Below are 768 nucleotides of genomic sequence, written 5' to 3'. Positions count from 1 at the left end.
CGTTCCCATGCCGAACACGGAAGTTAAGCGTCTCAGCGCCGAAAGTAGTTGGGGGATCTCCCCCTGTGAGGATAGGACGTTGCCAGGCTACATATTGGAGGATTAGCTCAGCTGGGAGAGCACCTGCCTTACAAGCAGGGGGTCGGCGGTTCGATCCCGTCATCCTCCACCATTTACACCTGCCGGTGTAGCTCAGTTGGTAGAGCATCTGACTTGTAATCAGAGGGTCGAGGGTTCGAATCCTTTCGCCGGCACCATTTGATCTTTTTAAAAAGTCTACCGCTAGAAATTATACCTTGCCGGGGTGGCGGAATTGGTAGACGCACAGGACTTAAAATCCTGCGAGGGTTTCCTCGTGCCGGTTCAAGTCCGGCCCTCGGTACCATTAATATTTTCCCATGATGATTATTCGTCTCGCACCCTTAGCTCAGCTGGATAGAGCGTTAGACTACGAATCTAAAGGCCGGGAGTTCGAATCTCTCAGGGTGCACCATTTTTGACGGGAAGTAGCTCAGCTTGGTAGAGCACTTGGTTTGGGACCAAGGGGTCGCAGGTTCGAATCCTGTCTTCCCGACCATCATCACTTATATGGGGCCTTAGCTCAGCTGGGAGAGCGCCTGCCTTGCACGCAGGAGGTCAGCGGTTCGATCCCGCTAGGCTCCACCAATTTTACTTTTTACAGACGAACTTTGAAAACTGAACGATGAGGCAAAAAAAGTTTTACAATTTTTGAATGAAGCGCAAGCTTCGTCAATTTAAGAGCTATAT

General features: G+C 50.7%; 6 tRNA genes and 1 rRNA gene. All 7 read left to right on the top strand.

Features of this window, described 5'->3' with window-relative positions:
* A 5S ribosomal RNA gene (rrf, locus tag KNO76_RS13895) occupies positions 1-88 on the top strand; the annotation flags it as partial.
* A gap of 8 nt (positions 89-96) precedes the next feature.
* A tRNA-Val gene (locus tag KNO76_RS13890) sits at positions 97-172 on the top strand.
* Between the two features lie 9 nt (positions 173-181).
* Positions 182-257 (top strand) — tRNA-Thr (locus tag KNO76_RS13885).
* Between the two features lie 41 nt (positions 258-298).
* Positions 299-385, top strand: a tRNA-Leu gene (locus KNO76_RS13880).
* Between the two features lie 31 nt (positions 386-416).
* Positions 417-493, top strand: a tRNA-Arg gene (locus KNO76_RS13875).
* A gap of 7 nt (positions 494-500) precedes the next feature.
* Positions 501-577: transfer RNA gene (locus KNO76_RS13870), tRNA-Pro, on the top strand.
* Between the two features lie 13 nt (positions 578-590).
* Positions 591-666, top strand: a tRNA-Ala gene (locus KNO76_RS13865).
* Positions 667-768: the final 102 nt, after the last annotated feature.

Source organism: Exiguobacterium sp. s101, from assembly GCF_018617835.1.
GTDB lineage: Bacteria > Bacillota > Bacilli > Exiguobacteriales > Exiguobacteriaceae > Exiguobacterium > Exiguobacterium marinum.
The sequence above is the reverse complement of the archived record's forward strand: the minus strand, read 5'-3'. Positions and strand labels throughout refer to the sequence as shown.